Here is a 12,771-nt window from a genome sequence, read left to right as displayed (position 1 = left end):
CACCGACGGTGCGGCGCCGGTGAACCGGGCCGAGCGCCGCGCCGCCGACCGCAAGAAGAAGTAGGCCGCAGCGGTTTCTTCTTCGCTGTGACCGCAGAAGCAGGTCGCCATTTTGCGATTTACTCTGCACCCGGTGCGTGTGATGCTGGTGCCCACACACTCAGCGTGGAGAGGAACCGGACATGCCCCATCTCAGCCCACTGGAGGATTCGAGCATCGGCGACGAGGACATCCTCGCCTCGTTCGCGCACTACCGCGACACCCGGGGGTTCGTGCCCAACAGCATCCGCACGATGGCGCGCCGACCCGCGATCGTGCGCGCCTTCATGGCGCTCAATCAGGCGGTGCTGTACGAGGGCACCGTGCCCACCGAGACCAAGATGCTCGTGAGCCTGGCCTCGAGCATGGCGGCCGGATGCCGGTACTGCCAGTCGCACATGACGAACCTCTCGAGCATCTACGAGGCATCCGACGAGAAGATCGCGGCCCTGTGGGAGTTCGAGACCAGCGACCTGTTCTCGCCGGCCGAGCGGGCGGCGATCGCGATCGGAATCCGGGCGGGCACGGTGCCCAATGAGGCCAGCGCCGCGGACTTCGCCGAGCTCGCGCGCCACTTCGACGAGGGCCAGATCGTCGAGATCGTCGCCTCCGCCGCGCTGTTCGGCTACCTCAACCGCTGGAACGACACGATGGCGACCACCCTCGAGGAGTTCCCCGGCGGGGTCGCCGAGCGGGTGATCGGCCCGGCCGGCTGGACCGCCGGGAAGCACGCCTCATGAGCACCCGGCAGGTTACGGACGACGACTACACGACGGCCGTCGGCTCCGAGGCGACCTCGTTCCTGTACGTCTGGGCGCCCTGGTGCGGTCCGTGCCGGATGGTGACGCCGCACTTCCGGGCCGTCGCGAGCGCGCACGCGGACCGCGCCGCGTTCTTCGACGCCGATCTGGAGTCGTTCACCCGCACCGCCGAGGCGCTGAACGTGAAGGCCACGCCGACGATCGTCGCCCTTCGTGACGGACGGGAGGTGTCGCGCCGCACCGGGGCGATCATGCGTGACTCCCTGGCGACCTGGGTGGAGGACCTGCTGCCGGACCCCGGGTAGTCTGATCCGATGACCCGCCGCACTCTGGACCAGTCGTCGAAGCTCAAGGACGTCCTCTACGAGATTCGTGGCGCCGCCCTGGTTGAGGCCGACCGTCTGGAGGCCGAGGGGCACACCATCCTGAAGCTCAACACCGGCAACCCGGCGATCTTCGGGTTCGAGGCGCCGTTCCAGATCGTGCGTGACATGATCGACGCCGTGCCGCACGCCCACGGGTACAGCGACAGTCGCGGCATCATGTCGGCGCGTCGCGCGATCGTCTCCCGCTACGAGGAGGAGCCCGGGTTCCCGCCGTTCGACCCGGATGACGTGTATCTCGGCAACGGGGTCTCCGAACTGATCACCATGACGATGCAGGCGCTGCTCGACGCGGGGGACGAGGTGCTGATCCCGGCGCCCGACTATCCGTTGTGGACGGCGATGACGAGCCTCGCGGGCGGGACGCCGGTGCACTACCGCTGCGACAACGAGAACGGCTGGCAGCCCGACCTGGACGACATTCGCGCCAAGGTCACCCCCGACACCAAGGCGATCGTCGTCATCAACCCGAACAACCCCACCGGCGCGGTGTACTCGCGCGAGGTGCTGCAGGGAATCGTCGACATCGCGCGGGAGAACAGCCTGCTCCTGCTCGCCGACGAGATCTACGACCGCATCCTGTTCGACGACGCGGTCCACATCCCGCTCGCGACCCTCGCCCCCGACCTGCTCTGCCTCACGTTCAACGGCCTGTCCAAGACGTACCGGGTCGCCGGCTACCGCTCTGGATGGATGGTGATCACCGGCCCCAAGGGGCACGCGGCGGGGTTCCTGGAGGGCATCCAGTTGCTCGCCTCGACCCGGCTGTGCCCCAACGTGCCGGCGCAGTTCGCCGTGCAGGCGGCGCTGTCCGGTGTGCAGTCGATCGACGCGCTCATCCTGCCGTCCGGCCGGCTGCACGAGCAGCGCGATGCGGCGTGGGAGGGGCTGGAGCGCATCCCCGGGGTGACGTGCCTCAAACCGCACGGGGCTCTGTACGCGTTCCCGCGGCTGGATCCCGAGGTGTACGAGATCCATGACGACGCCAAGCTCGTGTACGACTTCCTCGTCGCCGAGCACGTCCTGCTGGTGCAGGGCACCGGGTTCAACTGGCCCGCGCCGGACCACCTGCGCATCGTCACGCTCCCTGAAGCGCGGGTGCTCTCCGAAGCGGTCGAGCGGCTCGGGAACTTCCTCTCGTCGTACCGTCAGTAGCGGGTCACAGCAGAGCGAGCGAGGTGGCCCGCCAGCGGCCGTCCCATCCTTCCAGCCGGATTGCGACCGCGCGGGTGCGCACCGGACCGGCGACGATCACGACGCCTTCGACGACGCTGTCCGCGGGGTTCGTGAACCGTACGCTGAGAATGCGGTGGACCGGCCGGCTCGCGGTGACGTTGCGGGCGCTGCGTGCCCGCGCCGACAGGTTCGCCCGCGTGAGCAGGCGTGCGAAGGCGTCTTCGGTGAGCCATCGCGCGAGCTGTTCGGCCTCACGGACGCCCGCCAGGACCTCGAGGACACCGATCGTCAGGTTGTGCAGGAGGGGTTCGGGCTCGGGCAACGACGCGGTGGCGGTGCGCTGCCGGGCGAAGTACTCGCTGAGTGTCAACTGATCGTTGACGCGGTGCGCGGCGCGAAGGGAAGACGGAGCCATGAGGGCCTCTCTGGAGCATGGACGTGGAGCGAAGACGTCGTGGTTTCAGTCGAACACAGTGCGCTCGGCGCGCGAGTGAGAATGCTCCAACTTGCGGGCCGATTCGGCCCGGAGGCGGTGAGAATGCTCCAATGTGTGGATAGATCTTCCGCACCGTGCACCATCTCGCATAACCTGCTCGCCGTGCGATGGGACCGATTCTTCGAAGACCTCGAGGACCAGCTGGACTCGGAGTGGGAGGCTGAACGCGCCGCCTTGGACACGGAGGCGGAGCGGCTGCGCCTTTCGCGCCTGACGTTGCGAGAGCGCCTCGCCTCGATCGGACCGGCCCGTCCGGTCTTGGACCTGACCGACGGGACGGCGGTCAGTGGCGAGGTCACCGGCGTCGGTGCCGACTGGGCGGCGCTGTCCCACGCGGACGGCGCCGTGCTCGTGCCGTTCTGGGCGATCGCCGGAGTCGGGCTCGCACACGCGGATCTGCTGCGCACCGCCCGCCCGGTGGCGCTCGGGCGGCTGTCGGAGCGAATGACCTTCGGCTACGCCCTCCGCGACCTGGCCCGGCGGCGCGTCACGGTGCGCCTGCGGGTCGCCGGACGGGAGTACGCCGGCACCCTGGACCGCGCGGCGGCCGACCACGTGGATCTCGCCGTGCACGACGTCTCGGAGCCGCGACGGGCCCGGGCCATCACCGGCTACCGGATGCTGGCGATGCCGGCCATCACGAGCGTGAGTGCGCTCGGATCGGCCACTGCCACCTGACCGAGGACGTCACGCCCCGGGTCCGCGTCAGTCGCCGCGGCGGATCGCGCCGCGACCCCACAGCTCGGGAAAGCTCGCGGCGTTCGACTCGCGCCACAGTGCGGCCCGGCGCGCCTCCTCCGTCTGATCGTCCAGATACTCCTCGACGCTGGGTGCTTCGATGCGCCACCGCGGCGGTGTGCCGACCTTGGCGCCGCGCAGACGGAGGTCGAGGACGAGCCCGATCACCTCATCGACTTCGACCTGCAACATCTCCGCCACCTGCGCGGGCGCGAGCATGCGCACCTCGGGAGACGGATGATCGAGCATGGAGACATTATCCGCCCCTCCGACCGTGCCGGGAAGAGGACGCGGCGGTTGTGGATAACCCGGGCGCACTTTCCCTCGGCTGGGACACGATGGGCGTATGAGTTCCTCGACGCCTTCTCGACCCCGCCCGCGTGCGTTCTGGGCGGATGCCCGATTCCTCCTCGGAGTCGTTCTGGTCGCGGTGAGCATCGTGGGGGTGTGGCTCGTGGTGTCGGGTTCGCGGCACACCGTGCCGGTGTTCGCCGCGGGCGCGACGATCGTCGCAGGTGAGGAGATCTCGCCGGATGACCTCGACGTCGTCGATGTCGCGCTCGGCGACAGAGTGGACGCGTACGCGGTCCCGGGCGCCGTCGACCCGGGAGTCGTCGCGACGCGCACGATCGAGGTGGGTGAGCTGGTGCCGCGCAGCGCGCTCGGGGACGCGGCCGATGTGCGCACCACGACCGTCGTGCTGGCGAGCCGGAGCGAGGTGCCGGCGACCGTCGTCAAGGGGACGGTGGTGGAGGTGTGGGCCGCCGCCCGGCTGGACACGTCGACGTACGACGTCCCGCGCGTGCTGGTCCCGAGAGCGAGCGTCGTGTCGGTCACGCGCGACAACGCCGTCGTGGGGTCGGCCGAGGTCGCCCTCGAACTCGTCGTGGCGCGCGACGAGGTGCCCGACGTGCTGGCGGCCGTGGCCGCGGGCGACAGTCTGTCGATGGTGCCCGCGACGGGAGCGGCACCGTGAAAGCGGTCGTCGCCGTCGACGGCCGCCGGGGCCGTGACCTCGCCGAGCACCTGGCCGCGGAGGACGTCGACGTGCAGACCGTCGTCGACGCGGTGACGCCGGCCGCCGCGGCGACCAACGCGATGGCCGCCCCCGCCGAAGCAGAGTTGCTGGGTCACCTCGCCCGCAGCGACCTGCTGATCGTCACCTGCACCCGCGACACCGTGACGGCGGAGCTGGTGGGGGTGTGCGACCGCTTCGGCGTGCGGCTGGTCGCGCTGTGCGCGCAGGACGCGGATCGGCGCGTCGCCTCGATCTTCGGGGTCGACATCCGCGACCGCGACGCGGACGCCGCCGACATCCTCGCCTCCTCGGCGCCGCCCGCCGACGAGGAGCCGGTGGCACAGGGCCGAATCATCGTGGTGTGGGGAGCGGCGGGAGCGCCGGGCCGTTCCACGGTCGCCGTCGAGACCGCGTGCGAGCTGGCCCGCCAAGGCCGCCACACCGCGCTGGTCGACGCCGACTCTTCCGCCCCGTCGATCGCCTTGGCCACGGGACTGGCCGACGAGGGACCCGGGTTCGCCGCGGCGTGCCGGCAGGCGGGCCGCGGCGCGCTGACGCCCGCCGAACTCACCCGGATCTGCGAGCCGCTGGGCGATGTCGACGTTCTCACCGGGATCAATCGCGTCGGTCGCTGGCCGGAACTGGACCGTCATCGCGTCCGTGCGGCGCTGGAGGCGTGTCGGGCCTGGGCGGACGACACGGTCGTGGATGTCGCGGCAACTCTGGAACAGGACGAGGAGATCGTGAGCGACCTGGACGGGCCGCGTCGCAACGCCGCCACGCTGGCGGCGCTCGGGTGCGCGGATCTCGTCGTCGCGGTGGTGGCCGCCGACCCGGTGTCGGTGGCGCGGTTCGTCCGTGCCTACCCCGACCTGCGCGCGAGCGCCCCCGGTACCCGCGTGCGAGTGGTGGTGAACAAGACGCGCGGCGGTGCGCTCGGCATCGACGCGCGCGGGCAGGTGCGGCGCACCCTCGAGCGGTTCGCGGGGATCGATGAGGCGTGGTTCCTACCGTGGGACGTCAAGAGCACCGACGGCGCGCTGTTGGCGAGCCGCCCGATCGCCCATTCGGCGCCGCGCTCGCCGTTCTCGGCGGCGGTTCGCCGGTTCGTCACCGAGACGGTCATGCCCGCGGCGCCGGCGACACCGGCGACGCGGCGCGGGCTCCGGCGGCAGGGCGTTCGGACGGCGTGATCGCCGCCACTATTCTGAGACGGTGACGACGCTCAGCGATATCGTGTATGCCCAGGGGCGCGCAGACGAGGCCGACGTCGAGTGGCTGCACCGGCTCGCCGGCGACGGTCAGCTCCTCGCCGACCTCGCGTTCGCCGACATCGTGATCTGGGTCCCGACGGCGGACGCCTCGTTCATCGCCGTCGCGCACACCCGTCCGAGCGGGTCGGCGACATTGTTCGACCGCGACATCGTCGGTGAGCTGGTGCGGCCGCAGTGGCGCACGCAGGTCATCCAGTCCTTCACGGAGGGCACGATCGTCGACTCCGCGTCGCCGGACTGGTTCGAGGAGATGCCGACGCGGGTGCGCGCGGTGCCGATCGTGCGCCAGCGCGGATCGGCGGATGCGGCGCCCCGCGTGGTCGGAGTGCTGACCCGGCACACCAATCTCGGTGAGGTGCGGGCCCCCTCGCGACAGCAGATCACCTTCAACGAGTGCGCCGACGACCTGTTCGGGATGGTGGCCAACGCCGACTTCCCCGATATGGATGCCCCGGCATCCCCGCGCCGCGGCGCACCGCGCGCCTGGGACGGGTTGATCCGCCTCGACGTCGACGGCATGGCCACCTTCGCCAGCCCCAACGCGCTCTCCGCGTTCAACCGGCTCGGGTTCGGGGACGAGCTGGAGGGCGAAGCGTTGCTGGAGGTGGCGACCAAGATCCTCCCCGCCAGTGGCCAGTTCGACGAGTCGTTGCCGATCGTGATGGCCGGGCGCGCCCCGTGGCGGGCCGACCTGGAGGCACGTGGGGTCACGGTGTCGCTGCGGACGATCCCGCTGCGGGAGCATGGTCAGCGCATCGGTGCCATCGTGCTGTGCCGTGATGTGACGGAGATCCGTCATCAGGAGCAGGAGCTGATCACCAAGGATGCGACGATCCGCGAGATCCATCACCGGGTGAAGAACAACCTGCAGACGGTGGCGTCCCTGCTGCGCATCCAAGCGCGCCGGACCCACTCCGACGAGGCCCGCGAAGCGCTCACGCAGGCGATGCGGCGCGTCTCCGCGATCGCGGTCGTCCACGACACGCTCTCGGAAGGGCTGGCGCAGAACGTCGACTTCGACGATGTGTTCGACCGGGTGCTCAAACTCGTTGCGGAGGTCGCTGCGGCGCCGAACACCCGCGCGCGCACCCACAAGACCGGCCGCTTCGGTACCCTCCCCAGCGAGTACGCGACGCCGCTCGCGCTCGCGTTGACCGAACTGGTCACAAACGCGGTCGAACACGGGCTGGCCGGCAAGGAGGGTGACGTCGAGATCGTCGCCGACCGGTCGCCGACGCGCCTGCAGGTTCAGGTGCGCGACACGGGCGTCGGACTGCCGGAAGGTCAGGTCGGCCGCGGTCTCGGAACGCAGATCGTGCGGACCCTCATCCAGGGGGAGTTGTCGGGGACCATCGACTGGCACGCCGTGATCGGTACCGGGACCGAGGTGACCATCGACATCCCGCTGCGATACATCACGCCGACCGGCTGAGAGATCACGCCGTGCGGGCGGGCGCGCTCACCCGGCGCGGCGGGCGCGGGCGGCGCGGCGCTTGAGCGCGCGACGCTCGTCTTCGGACAGTCCGCCCCACACGCCCGAGTCCTGTCCGGTCTCGAGCGCGTACTGCAGGCAGACCTCGGTGACGGTGCACCGGGCGCAGACGGCCTTCGCCTTGTCGATCTGGTCGACCGCGGGGCCGGTGTTGCCGACCGGGAAGAACAGTTCGGGGTCGACAGTGAGGCAGGCGGCTTTGTCGCGCCAGTCCATGGTGGTGCTCCTTGGTGCGAGATACAACGATCGGGTGATGAGGAGGCGACGCGGATGCGTCGTCTACCCTGGGTGGGGTGTGCGAGCGAGTGCTCGCCCCACTTCGCTGTGGGAGCGCATGGCTCGGACTATCGTCCCATGCATGCGGATGTGAATCAAGGGTGAAAAGTGCGGTTCGATCAGTCGGCATCAGCGGTCAGGAGCATTCGGTGAATCTGAGCAGGAGCGAGGTCTGGGCTGCACTGCTGGTCGGCGCCGAGGGGATCGGGGTGCTGGCGCTGGCCGCGTGGCAGCTGGTCGCGCTGGTCTCAGGCGACGTGGAGTCGATTTCCAGCGCGATCGCGCTGGAAGTGCTGACGCTGGTCGGCGGCATCGCGGTGATCGCGTTCGGGGTCGGCATCGGGCGGGGTGTCTCGTGGGCGCGCTCGGGAGGGATCGTGACGCAGCTGCTCATCCTTGCGGTCGCGCTGGGCGCGCTGACCGGCTCCTACGCGCACCCGGCGGTGGCCGCCGGGCTCGCCGCGCCCGCGGTGCTCGTGCTGGGGCTGCTGGTGGCCGGTTCCCGCGCGGCGGCCCGGCGCCGCGACGAAACGCACTGACGGCGCGCTGTCAGTCGATGCCGAGCAGGCTGCGCACGCGCGCGACGTGCCCGGTGGCGCGCACATTGTAGAGCGCCTCTGAGATCGTGCCGGACTCGTCGATGACGAACGTGGAGCGGATCACTCCTTGGACCACCTTGCCGTAGTTCATCTTCTCGCCCCACGCGTCGTAGGCCTCGTGGACGGCGTGGTCGGGGTCGCTCAGGAGCGGATAGGTCAGCGCGTCGCGTTCCCGGAAGCGGCGGAGCTTCGCGGGGGCATCGCGCGAGATCCCGAACACCGCAAAGCCCGCCTCCTGCAGCGGGGCCAGGCTGTCACGGAAGTCGCACGCCTCTTTCGTGCAGCCGGGTGTCATCGCGGCCGGGTAGAAGAACAGGATCACCTTGCCGCCGCGCTGGTCGGCGAGGCGTACCGGGGTCTCGTCCTGGTCGGGGAGGGTGAAGTCGGGAGCGGGGGTGCCGGGTTCGAGGCGTGCCATGACTCCAGCGTAGGGGGCGTTGCTCAGGAGAACGTCGCCAGCAGTCGCTGCAGCGAGTCCAGGCGTGCTGCGCCGCGTTCGCCCAGGCGACCCTCCGCCACGGCCTCCACGAGCGGGCAGTCGGGCGCGTCGGCGAGGTGCGTGCACCCGCGTGGACACTGTTCGGCGACGGCGGCGAGGTCGGTGTAGGCGCGCAGGATGTTGTCCGGGTCGACGTGGCCGAGACCGAACGACCGGACGCCGGGGGTGTCGATCACCCACCCGGTGCCGGTGGGGTTGCGGTAGCGCAGCGAGACGGTGGAGCTCGAGGTGTGCCGCCCGCGTCCGGTGACCTCGTTGACGTGCCCGGTCGCCCGATCGGCGCCCGGGACCAGTGCGTTCACGAGCGTGGACTTGCCGACGCCGGAGTGCCCGACGAAGACGGTGGTGTGCCCGACCAGCCGTTCCCCGATCCGATCGATGGGCATGTCGCCACGGCCGCTCGTGAACACCTCGAGGTCGTCGAGACCTTCGAAGTGCGCGAGGAAGTCGGCGGGATCGGCCAGGTCGGTCTTCGTGATCACCAGCAGGGGCCGGATGGCGGCATCCAGCGCCGCGATCAGATAGCGGTCGACGAGGCGAGGGCGCGGCTCCGGGTCGGCGGCGGCCACCACCAGGAGCATCTGGTCGGCGTTGGCGACGATGACCCGTTCGACCTGATCGGTGTCGTCGGCGCTGCGCCGCAGCAGAGAGGTGCGTTCTTCGATGCCGACGATGCGCGCGAGGGTGCCGTCGTCGCCGCTGGTGTCGCCGACGACGCGGACGCGGTCGCCGGTCACGATCGGCTGGGCGCGCAACTCCCGGGCGCGCGTGCACAGCACGGGGCGCTCGTGGTCGGTGTCCTCGCCCACCAGGACGGTGTAACGGCCGCGGTCGACCCCCAGCACGCGGCCGTGCTCGGCGTCGCGGTGCGCCGGCCGACGCTTCGTGCGTGGACGGTTGGCCTTCGGGTTCGGGCGGACTCGAACGTCGGACTCGTCGTAGTCCGGTTCGTCGTCGTCGACCTCGTCCAGCCAGCTCACTCGATGGCGTCCCCGGCGAGCATCCGTTGCCACAGCACCGGGAACTCCGGCATCGTCTTGGCGGTCGTCGTGATGTCGTCGACTTCGATTCCCGGTACCCGCAGCCCGATGATGGCGCCGGCGGTCGCGATCCGGTGGTCGTGGTGCGCGCGCCAGAGCCCGCCGTGGAGCGGGGCCGGGGTCACCCGAAGCCCGTCGGGCAGCTCCTGCGCGTCGCCACCGATCGCCCGCAGGTTGGACACGAGAGCGGCGATGCGGTCGGTTTCGTGCCCGCGGATGTGACCGACTCCGTGGAGCGTGGTCGGGGAATCGGCGAGGGCGGCGAGGGCGAACAGCGTCGGGGTGAGCTCGCTCGCCGCGGACAGATCGAGGTCGACCCCGACGATCCGGTCGCCGCCGGTCACGGTGAGCACGCCGCCGCGCCGGCTGGCGCGAGCGCCCAGTACCGGGAGGATCTCGGTCAGCAGCGCCCCCGGTTGGGTGGAACTGGCCGGCCAGCCCGGCACCGAGACGGCGCCTCCCGTGGCCAGGGCTGCCGCCAGGAACGGGGCGGCGTTGGACAGGTCGGGTTCGATGTGGGTGTCGCGTCCGCGCAGCGTGCTGGCCGGGACGAGCCACTCGTTGGGCTGCGGATGCTCGACGTGCACGCCGTGGCGTGACAGCGCCTCCACCGTCATCTCGATGTGGGGCAGGCTCGGGAGGCGCTCGCCGGTGTGGACCAGGTGGAGACCGACGTCGAAGTGCGGCGCGGCCAGCAGCAGGCCGGACACGAACTGGCTCGACGCGCTGGCGTCGATCTCGATCTCGCCGCCGCGGATGTGGCCGTGGCCGTGCACGATGAACGGGAGCGACCAGGTGCCACCGTCGTCGATGTCGACGCCGACCGCACGCAAGGCCTTGATCATCTCGCCCATGGGGCGGTGCAGGGCGCTCTCGTGGGCGGTGAGGGTGACTTCGCCCTCGGCCAGTCCGGCCACCGGCGCGATGAAGCGCATGACGGTTCCGGCCTGACCGCAGTCGATGACCGACTCGCCGCGCAGGCGCGCCGGCGGGGTGACCTCCAGATCGGGGCCGAACCGGCCCGATCCTTCGACCTCGGTGATCTCGACGCCGAAGGCTCTCAGGGCTGCGACCATGCGGGCCGAATCGTCGGAGTGCAACGGGGATTGCAGTCTGCTGGGGCCGTCGGACAATGCCGCGAGGATGAGTTTGCGGTTCGTGAGCGACTTCGATCCGGGGACGGACACGGCGGCCATCACCGGCCCCGGTGCGAGGGGCGCAAGCCATGATGCACCGGTGGAGGCTGACGGGGGGGAATACGAAGCAGCGGTCATCACGTTCTAGCCTACGACGCTACCGCCCGCGGACCGAAGGAACTTCATGATCGCGACCGCCGCCGACGTAGACTGGCGCGTGATGGACGAGCAGCTGACGAGCGACCCTCGCGCCGAGTTCGAGGCGCAGGCGCTTCCCTTCATGGACCAGTTGTACGCCGCCGCGATGCGCATGACGCGCAACCCTGCCGATGCCGCCGACCTCGTCCAGGAGACGTTCGTGAAGGCGTTCGCCTCGTGGGCGTCGTTCACGCAGGGCACCAACTTGAAGGCGTGGTTATACCGCATCCTGACCAACACGTACATCAACACGTACCGCAAGAAGCAGCGTGAGCCTTACCAGGGCACGATCGACGAGCTGGAGGACTGGCAGCTCGGCGGGGCCGAGTCCACGACGGCCAGCAGCGCGCGCTCGGCGGAGGCCGAGGCCATCGATCACATGCCGGCTTCGGTCGTGAAGGATGCGCTCCAGTCGATCCCCGAGGACTTCCGGTTGGCGGTCTACCTGGCCGACGTGGAGGGGTTCGCGTATCAGGAGATCGCGGACATCATGAAGACACCGATCGGCACGGTCATGAGCCGCTTGCACCGCGGCAGACGGCTGCTGCGTGACCTGTTGGCCGATTACGCGCATGAGCGCGGCATCGCGGTGCCCGCAACGAGGAGTGGCAAATGAGCGACTGCGGCTGCGACAAGGCCCGCAAGGACCTCGAAGAGTACCTGCGCAACGAGGTGTGCAAGACCGAGCACGCCGACATCCGTGAGCACCTGGCCACGTGCGCGGCCTGCCAGGAGGAGGCGCTGGTGGCGCGCACCCTCACCGAGGTGGTGGCCCGAGCGTGCCGAGAGACGGCGCCGGAGACGTTGCGGACGCAGGTGCTGGCGCGCCTGCGGGCCGAGCAGGCCGCACACCACTGACCCCCGCCGCGGAGGGCGCCGCGAGGGGTCCAGTGACGCGATAGCGCCGCGTTACAGAGTGAGGGCCTTCTCCATCAGCGCCGCCTGTTCGATCGCGTGGACCTTCGGCGACCCGGTCGCGGTGGAGGCCGCCGAGGCGCGGGAGACGCGACGGATGGTCCGGCCGTGGAGGTGCTTGACGACCTCGAGTGCGATGAACGGCCATGCGCCCTGATTCTCGGGCTCGTCCTGGACCCACACGAGCTGCGCGTTCGGGTAGCTGTCGATGACAGCGTTGAGTTGCTCGATCGGGGCCGGGTAGAGCTGCTCCACCCGGACCAGCGCGATCTCCGGGTTCGGGTTCTTCTCCAGTTCGGCGCGCAGATCCCAGTGGATCTTGCCCGAGTGCAGCAGCACGCGCTTGACGGCGGACGCATCGATCCCGCGGTCGTCGTCGATCACCGGCTCGAACTGGCCGCTCGTGAACTTCTCGACGGGGCTGGTCGCTCCCCGCAGCCGCAGCATCGCCTTCGGCGTGAACACGACGAGGGGGCGACGGGGGCGCGCGTACGCGTGCCGGCGCAGCAGGTGGAAGTAGGATGCCGGGGTCGAGGGGCGCGCGACGGTCATGTTGTCCTGCGCGCACAACTGCAGGTACCGCTCGATGCGCGCGGACGAGTGGTCCGGCCCCTGACCCTCGTAGCCGTGGGGGAGGAGGAGCACCACGGCGGACTGCTGGGCCCACTTCTGTTCGGCCGAGGAGATGAACTCGTCGAGCACCGACTGTGCGCCGTTGGCGAAGTCGCCGA

At 70.3% G+C, this 12,771-nt stretch carries 16 protein-coding genes and 1 pseudogene; 10 read left to right on the top strand and 7 right to left on the bottom strand.

Going from position 1 to position 12,771, the window contains the following annotated elements:
* The first annotated feature begins 182 nt into the window (after nt 1-182).
* From ACK5KK_RS01390 to ACK5KK_RS01380, 3 genes are read left to right on the top strand one after another with little or no spacing between them, the layout of a single operon-like run.
* Nucleotides 183-779 carry a carboxymuconolactone decarboxylase family protein gene (locus tag ACK5KK_RS01390; protein ID WP_416888302.1) on the top strand — a complete coding sequence of 199 codons (597 nt, stop codon included), beginning with the start codon at nt 183-185 and terminating at the stop codon, nt 777-779.
* Nucleotides 776-1,105, top strand: coding sequence for a thioredoxin family protein (locus ACK5KK_RS01385; protein WP_416888301.1), 330 nt, complete (start codon nt 776-778; stop codon nt 1,103-1,105). The genes ACK5KK_RS01390 and ACK5KK_RS01385 overlap by 4 nt, the downstream gene beginning before the upstream one ends.
* Before the next feature lie 9 nt (nt 1,106-1,114).
* On the top strand, nt 1,115-2,338 hold the full coding sequence (locus ACK5KK_RS01380; protein WP_416888300.1) for a pyridoxal phosphate-dependent aminotransferase: 1,224 nt from the start codon (nt 1,115-1,117) through the stop codon (nt 2,336-2,338).
* A gap of 4 nt (nt 2,339-2,342) precedes the next feature.
* Here ACK5KK_RS01380 and ACK5KK_RS01375 read toward each other — a convergent pair whose 3' ends face one another.
* Nucleotides 2,343-2,774 carry an Rv3235 family protein gene (locus tag ACK5KK_RS01375; protein WP_416888299.1) on the bottom strand — a complete coding sequence of 144 codons (432 nt, stop codon included), beginning with the start codon at nt 2,772-2,774 and terminating at the stop codon, nt 2,343-2,345.
* A gap of 183 nt (nt 2,775-2,957) precedes the next feature.
* Here ACK5KK_RS01375 and ACK5KK_RS01370 point away from each other — a divergent pair, with 183 nt between their 5' ends.
* Nucleotides 2,958-3,533 (top strand): hypothetical protein, encoded by a 576-nt coding sequence (locus ACK5KK_RS01370; RefSeq protein WP_416888298.1) that lies wholly within the window; start codon nt 2,958-2,960, stop codon nt 3,531-3,533.
* 27 nt (nt 3,534-3,560) lie between these two features.
* On the opposite strand, the gene ACK5KK_RS01365 is transcribed toward ACK5KK_RS01370, so the two are convergent.
* Nucleotides 3,561-3,842, bottom strand: coding sequence for a DNA-binding protein (locus tag ACK5KK_RS01365; protein ID WP_416888297.1), 282 nt, complete (start codon nt 3,840-3,842; stop codon nt 3,561-3,563).
* Between the two features lie 97 nt (nt 3,843-3,939).
* Between ACK5KK_RS01365 and ACK5KK_RS01360 the strand changes: the two genes are divergently transcribed.
* From ACK5KK_RS01360 to ACK5KK_RS01350, 3 genes are read left to right on the top strand one after another with little or no spacing between them, the layout of a single operon-like run.
* Nucleotides 3,940-4,569, top strand: coding sequence for a hypothetical protein (locus ACK5KK_RS01360; RefSeq protein ID WP_416888296.1), 630 nt, complete (start codon nt 3,940-3,942; stop codon nt 4,567-4,569).
* On the top strand, nt 4,566-5,804 hold the full coding sequence (locus ACK5KK_RS01355) for an AAA family ATPase (RefSeq protein WP_416888295.1): 1,239 nt from the start codon (nt 4,566-4,568) through the stop codon (nt 5,802-5,804). The genes ACK5KK_RS01360 and ACK5KK_RS01355 overlap by 4 nt, the downstream gene beginning before the upstream one ends.
* A gap of 22 nt (nt 5,805-5,826) precedes the next feature.
* Nucleotides 5,827-7,317 (top strand): sensor histidine kinase, encoded by a 1,491-nt coding sequence (locus tag ACK5KK_RS01350; protein WP_416888294.1) that lies wholly within the window; start codon nt 5,827-5,829, stop codon nt 7,315-7,317.
* A 27-nt stretch (nt 7,318-7,344) separates the two neighbouring features.
* Here the strand turns inward: ACK5KK_RS01350 and ACK5KK_RS01345 are convergent, their stop codons facing one another.
* Nucleotides 7,345-7,593, bottom strand: a complete 249-nt coding sequence (locus ACK5KK_RS01345) for a WhiB family transcriptional regulator (RefSeq protein ID WP_416888293.1) — start codon at nt 7,591-7,593, stop codon at nt 7,345-7,347.
* A 209-nt stretch (nt 7,594-7,802) separates the two neighbouring features.
* On the opposite strand from ACK5KK_RS01345, the gene ACK5KK_RS01340 reads away from it, so the two are divergent.
* A complete protein-coding gene (locus ACK5KK_RS01340; protein ID WP_416888292.1) occupies nt 7,803-8,192 on the top strand; it encodes a histidine kinase in 390 nt (129 codons plus the stop codon).
* 10 nt (nt 8,193-8,202) lie between these two features.
* Here the strand turns inward: ACK5KK_RS01340 and bcp are convergent, their stop codons facing one another.
* Genes bcp through aroA form a run of 3 tightly spaced genes read right to left on the bottom strand, consistent with a single transcriptional unit; the run spans nt 8,203 to nt 11,065 of the window.
* Nucleotides 8,203-8,670 carry a thioredoxin-dependent thiol peroxidase gene (gene bcp / locus ACK5KK_RS01335; RefSeq protein WP_416888291.1) on the bottom strand — a complete coding sequence of 156 codons (468 nt, stop codon included), beginning with the start codon at nt 8,668-8,670 and terminating at the stop codon, nt 8,203-8,205.
* Between the two features lie 23 nt (nt 8,671-8,693).
* Nucleotides 8,694-9,731: a ribosome small subunit-dependent GTPase A gene (gene rsgA, locus ACK5KK_RS01330; protein ID WP_416888290.1), complete on the bottom strand. Its 1,038-nt coding sequence runs from the start codon at nt 9,729-9,731 to the stop codon at nt 8,694-8,696.
* On the bottom strand, nt 9,728-11,065 hold the full coding sequence (gene aroA / locus ACK5KK_RS01325) for a 3-phosphoshikimate 1-carboxyvinyltransferase (protein ID WP_416888289.1): 1,338 nt from the start codon (nt 11,063-11,065) through the stop codon (nt 9,728-9,730). The genes rsgA and aroA overlap by 4 nt, the downstream gene beginning before the upstream one ends.
* 46 nt (nt 11,066-11,111) lie before the next feature.
* Here aroA and ACK5KK_RS01320 point away from each other — a divergent pair, with 46 nt between their 5' ends.
* Together ACK5KK_RS01320 and ACK5KK_RS01315 are read left to right on the top strand one after the other, a co-directional pair.
* A complete protein-coding gene (locus ACK5KK_RS01320; RefSeq protein ID WP_416888288.1) occupies nt 11,112-11,741 on the top strand; it encodes a sigma-70 family RNA polymerase sigma factor in 630 nt (209 codons plus the stop codon).
* Nucleotides 11,738-11,983, top strand: a complete 246-nt coding sequence (locus ACK5KK_RS01315) for a zf-HC2 domain-containing protein (protein WP_416888287.1) — start codon at nt 11,738-11,740, stop codon at nt 11,981-11,983. The genes ACK5KK_RS01320 and ACK5KK_RS01315 overlap by 4 nt, the downstream gene beginning before the upstream one ends.
* Nucleotides 11,984-12,034: 51 nt before the next feature.
* Here the strand turns inward: ACK5KK_RS01315 and kgd are convergent.
* Nucleotides 12,035-12,771 (bottom strand): annotated as a pseudogene (gene kgd, locus ACK5KK_RS01310) (multifunctional oxoglutarate decarboxylase/oxoglutarate dehydrogenase thiamine pyrophosphate-binding subunit/dihydrolipoyllysine-residue succinyltransferase subunit); the annotation flags it as partial.

It is taken from the genome of Microbacterium sp. (genome assembly GCF_047972865.1).
Classification (GTDB): domain Bacteria; phylum Actinomycetota; class Actinomycetes; order Actinomycetales; family Microbacteriaceae; genus Microbacterium.
Note: the sequence above shows the minus strand (reverse complement) of the source record. Positions and strands in the feature narration are given on the sequence as shown.